This window comes from Kitasatospora sp. NPDC057198 (assembly GCF_042670125.1).
GTDB lineage: Bacteria > Actinomycetota > Actinomycetes > Streptomycetales > Streptomycetaceae > Kitasatospora.
Map to the genome: position 1 here is coordinate 1 of NZ_JBHUWH010000567.1, position 4,603 is coordinate 4,603.

5 protein-coding genes are annotated in these 4,603 nt (G+C 72.7%); 1 reads left to right on the top strand and 4 read right to left on the bottom strand.

From position 1 onward, the window contains the following. Nucleotides 1-49: 49 nt before the first annotated feature. Entirely contained in the window at nt 50-418 is a 369-nt protein-coding gene (locus ACFUEL_RS35555; protein WP_380241694.1) for a cupin domain-containing protein, read from the top strand. A gap of 4 nt (nt 419-422) precedes the next feature. Here ACFUEL_RS35555 and ACFUEL_RS35560 read toward each other — a convergent pair whose 3' ends face one another. The 4 genes from ACFUEL_RS35560 to ACFUEL_RS35575 form a co-directional block, all read right to left on the bottom strand. Continuing rightward, nucleotides 423-944, bottom strand: a complete 522-nt coding sequence (locus tag ACFUEL_RS35560; protein WP_380241696.1) for a DUF1203 domain-containing protein — start codon at nt 942-944, stop codon at nt 423-425. A gap of 179 nt (nt 945-1,123) precedes the next feature. Beyond that, entirely contained in the window at nt 1,124-2,242 is a 1,119-nt protein-coding gene (locus tag ACFUEL_RS35565) for a hypothetical protein (RefSeq protein WP_380241698.1), read from the bottom strand. Between the two features lie 406 nt (nt 2,243-2,648). Then, complete coding sequence (locus tag ACFUEL_RS35570; RefSeq protein ID WP_380241700.1) at nt 2,649-3,941, bottom strand: Ig-like domain-containing protein; 1,293 nt, start codon at nt 3,939-3,941, stop codon at nt 2,649-2,651. A 134-nt stretch (nt 3,942-4,075) separates the two neighbouring features. Continuing rightward, nucleotides 4,076-4,402: a hypothetical protein gene (locus tag ACFUEL_RS35575; RefSeq protein WP_033218097.1), complete on the bottom strand. Its 327-nt coding sequence runs from the start codon at nt 4,400-4,402 to the stop codon at nt 4,076-4,078. Nucleotides 4,403-4,603 lie beyond the last annotated feature (201 nt).

Consider the following 4,603-nt stretch of genomic DNA (forward strand, 5'->3'; position numbering starts at 1 on the left):
CGAGCCCGGCGGCGGGGCGCGGGTCGTTCTCGGCCGGAGGTGAACGGTGATGGCCGGGTTGGTGCGGATGAGTCTGGACGAACCGGAGGAGGTCCGCCCGTTCGAGGGCGGCAAGGGGCAGCTGGCGCTGGTGAACCTGGCGGCCGGCGGCGTGGGCCGGGCGGTGTTCGAGCCGGGCTGGCGCTGGTCGGAGCACGTGAAGCCGATCGCCGGGACGGACAGCTGCCGGTCCTCGCACGCCGGGTACGTGATCTCCGGCCGGCTGCGGGTGGAGATGGACGACGGCGAGGCGGCGGAGTTCGGCGCGGGCGACTTCATGCTCTGCCCGCCCGGCCACGACGCCTGGGTGCTCGGCGACGTGCCCTGCGTGATGCTCGACTGGCAGGGCTACGCCGACTACGCGAAGCCGACGGGCTGAGCGCTCAGCCCCGCCGGACTTCGTGCAGGAAGCAGCCGAACTCGACGGCCCGCACGTGCAGCACGGCGGTGGCCGGGTCGGCCAGCAACTCAGCGGCGATCGCCGGGAGTTCGTCCGGTGCGCCGACCCGGCCGCCGAGGATCCGGCCGCCCGCCGAGTAGGCCCGCAGCACCCGCGGCCCGCCGTGGAAGCCCTCCGGCCAGCCGCCGGGGTGGCCCGCGCACGGCTCGGCGTGCACGAACACCGGCCCGGTCTCCAGGTAGGGGCCGGGGTCGCAGCCGGTCTCGGCGGCCCAGCGCAGCAGCGGCGCGTACGACAGCAGGACGATCCGGTCGCCGGGCCTGGCCCTGGTCAGGCAGCAGCGCAGCGGGTGGCCGCCCGGACCGGCGTCGACGGTCTCCGGGGGCCGCCCGGCGTCGTCGGTGCGGCGCAGCCCGGCGAGCACCGGGGCGGGGACGGCCCGGACGTCCAGGACGGTGGCGGTGGCGGCGGCGCCTGGTTCGGTGGTTGGTTCGGTGGCGTGCATGCCTCCAGCCTGCGCCGCGGCGCAGGCCCGGTCCGGCGGCTTCCGGACGTCGCGCTGCGGGCCGGAACACGGGTCGGCGCGCGGACCGGCGCTGCGGGCCGGAACACGGCGCGGCCCGCCGCGGCGTGCTGCCGCGACGGGCCGGGCGGATCGTGCTCCGCCGTGCTCCCGACGGTGCGTCAGGTCAGCTCGGGGGCCAGCTCCTTCATCTCGTCGAACTCCAGGCCCGCCTCGCTCATCGCCTCGGCGGTCTCCCGGTCGATGCCGAGCGCCTCCAGCTGGGCGTACTGGGATTCGGTCAGCGGGGTGCCGGGGCCGGAGTAGCTGTCGTCGTCGGTGTAGTAGTCCTCGTCGTCGTAGGACTTGCTGTTCTCCATCGAGGTCAGCAGCTCCCCCAGCTTGTCGACGTCGAACGGGGTGGCGCCGGACGGGGCGGGGATCGGGGTGTCCGCGGCGGAGATGCCGAGCCGCAGCGGCAGGTGCACCGACCAGTCGACGTCGTCCGCGAACTGGGCGAGGTCGACGGTGATCGCCGAGGCCCGGCCGTCCACGATCCGCACGTCGGCGGCGAGCCTGCGGTCCGGCGCCTTGCCGAAGCCCTCGAACTCGCGCTTGGACGGGAGCTTCGGGGCGCCGGGGATCTCCTTGGCGGCGTCGCTGATCGACCCGTAGACGCTGTCGAGCAGCGCGCTCGCGGAGGCGGACACCCGGATCACGTCGGCGTCGCCGGACTTGCCGTGGTCCGACAGCGTGACGTTGCGCGAGAGGGCGCCCTTCATCGAGTCGCAGAAGTGCTGGAGCACGGACGGGTCGACGCTGGGCGCGGTGCCCGGGTTGGCGCCGCCGTCCTCCGCGTCGTACGCCGCACCGGCGCCCGCCATCTGCCGGGAGAGCCGCTTGAACGCGTCGGCGTCCGCCGAGACCCACTTGCCGTCGATCAGGTCCTTGAACGGGGCGGCCTCGGGCGGCAGTTGGTCGAGGTCGGCGAGGTCGGCCTCGGACGCGCCGCCGAGTTCGGCGATGGCCCGCACGTCCGCCTTGGCGTACATCTTGTCGCCGACGAGCCGGACGTCGAGGTAGGTCTTGCCGTCCTTCTTGCCGTTCAGCGCGTAGCCGATCGAGACGCCCTCGGTGCTGCCGCCGGAGGTGGAGGCGGCGCCGGAGCAGCCCTCCTTGAAGAGCTTGGTCTCCTTGAGCGGCTTGTCGTAGCTCACCGAGACGGAGAGCTTCAGGCTGGAGAGCAGGTCGGCCTCCTCCTGCTCGATCGGCGAGTCGGTCGCCTCGCCGAACGCGACCAACTGGTCGGCCTCGGCGTCGAAGGAGAGGTCGAAGGAGAGCGACCGCGCGTCACCGAGCTTCTCGAACGCGCCGCTCAGCTTCTCGCCGGTGTTGATCTTCTGGACGGTGCTGCAGGCGGCGAGACCGCCGCCGAGGAGGGCGGCCCCGGTGGTGACGGCTATGCCGGCGCGGACGGAGCGGCGGCGGATGGCGGTGTTGATGGCTTGCTCCTGCTACTGGAGACGGTTCGGGCCCGGTCGGCCCTGCCGCGGAGGCAAGCTCAGCACAACGACGCGTCCCCCCGCACGCGAATATTTTTACCAGCCGTTTAGGACATTCTCACGAGGCCCCCCAACTCCGTATCCGAACCGAGTCCTGCCCGACGGCCGGTCGGCCGGCCGGTCGGACGGCTTGTCAGACGGCTTGTCAGACGGCGCTGCCCGCGACCCAGTCGGCCCAGCTCATGTTCCAGCCGTTCAGGCCGTTGGCGGGGTTCACCGTGCGGTCACCGGAGTTGACCACCTCGACCACGTCTCCGATCATCGAGCTCGCGTAGAACTTCGCCGCGTCGGTGCCCGGGTCGTTGCCGCCCTGGACGTCCTGCAGCGCGATGCAGCCGTGGCTGGTGTTGTCGTTGCCGAACTGCGAGGCGGGCGACCAGTAGTTGCCGTGGATGAAGGTGCCGGAGGTGGTGAGCCGCTGGGCGTGCGGCACGTCCGGGATGTCGTACTCGCTGCCCAGGCCGACCGTGCTGGAGTTCATCCGGGTCTGCTGGTACTTCTCCGAGATCACCAGCTTGCCGCCCCAGGTGCGGTGTTCGGGCGCGCCGCCGATCACCGGGTAGGTGGCGGTGACCTGGCCGTCGGTGCGGACGGTGAGGGTGTCGGCCTTCAGGTCGGCGGTGGAGACCTGGCTGCGGCCGACGGTGAAGGTGACGTCCTTGGACTGCGTCCCGTACACGCCCTTGGCGCCGGCCACGTCCTTGAGCCGCAGCTTGAGGGTGACCCTGGTGCCCTTCGCCCAGTACTCCTGCGGGCGGAAGTCGAGCCGGGTGGAGTCGAACCAGTGGCCGACGATCTCCACCGGCGGGTCGGCGACCACCGTGATCGCCTGCTGGACGGCCTTCCGGTCGGTGATCGACTTGTTGAAGTTGATCGACACCGGCATGCCGACGCCGACGGTGGTGCCGTCCTCGGGGGTGAAGTAGCCGACGAAGGTGTTGGCCGGGGAGGCGGTGGAGAAGCTCGCGTTGGCGTCGGCCGGGCGCTGGTCGGCGTCCACGGCGGAGGCGGCGACGGTGTACTGGCTGCCGCTGGAGAGCTTGGCGGTGGAGGTCCAGCTCGCCTTGTCGTCGGAGAACCGCCCCGCTATCGCCTTGCCGGTGCCGTCGGTGACGGTCACCGCGGTCAGGGTGCCGTTCAGCACGGTGACGGTGACCGGTTCGGTGAACGGCGCGGCGGTGGTGCCGTCGGCGGGCTTGACGGTGATCTGCGCGACCGACGCCTTGGGGCTGGTGGACGGGCTCGCCGACGCCCCGCCCCCGCCCTCGCCCCCGGCCGGGGTCGAGCCGGAGGCCCCGGAGCCGCCGGACTTGTCCCCGCCGCCCGAACAGGCCGCGACCAGCAGCACGGGAGCCCCCAGCAGCCCGGAGAGCACCCCGCGCCGGCTCCAGTTGCCGCCGCGCGGCCGGTCCTGCTTCTCCGCTGCGGTCACGTCCACGCTCCTCGATCCCAAGATCACTCATTTATGTGCAGATCGTACGAGACTACCCAAGCAGGCCGCAGAACGGACAAAAGCCCGGTCCGGAACGCCGGACCGGGCTCTCGCACGGGGTGGGACGGGGCGGGAGGAGGTCACTGCACCTCGTACTCGTCCCAGCTCTCGTCGTCGGGGTCGTAGTCGGTGCTGGCGGACTCCCAGGTCGCGGAGGCGAGCTCCACGCCGGGGATGTCGCCGAGCAGGGCGACCGGGTCCACGAAGTGGGCGAGCGAACCGGTCGGGTCCACCTCGATCGCCTCGACGGCCTGGGCCCGCTCGTCGTCCTCCAGGTACTCGTCGTCGGCGACCTGGGTGAGCGCGGCGGCCTTGAGGGCGCCCTCGTCGGTGATCTCGGCGATCAGCTCGATGGTGAGGCGAACGTAGCGCGGTGCGTCCTGCTCGGGCAGGTCGGTGCTGGTCATACCGGCGAGCCTAGGGCCTCGCACGCCCTCCGGCGTACCGCCCCCGCGGAACGCGCCGCCCCGCGGCGGGCCGGGGCCGGGAACGGGGGCCGGGAACGCAGCCCAGGGCCCGGAAAACGAGGCGGGGCCGGACACGGGGCGGCCCCGGAAAACGAGGCGGGGCCGGTCCGGGCGGACCCCGACCGGCCCGGCCGCCGCCGC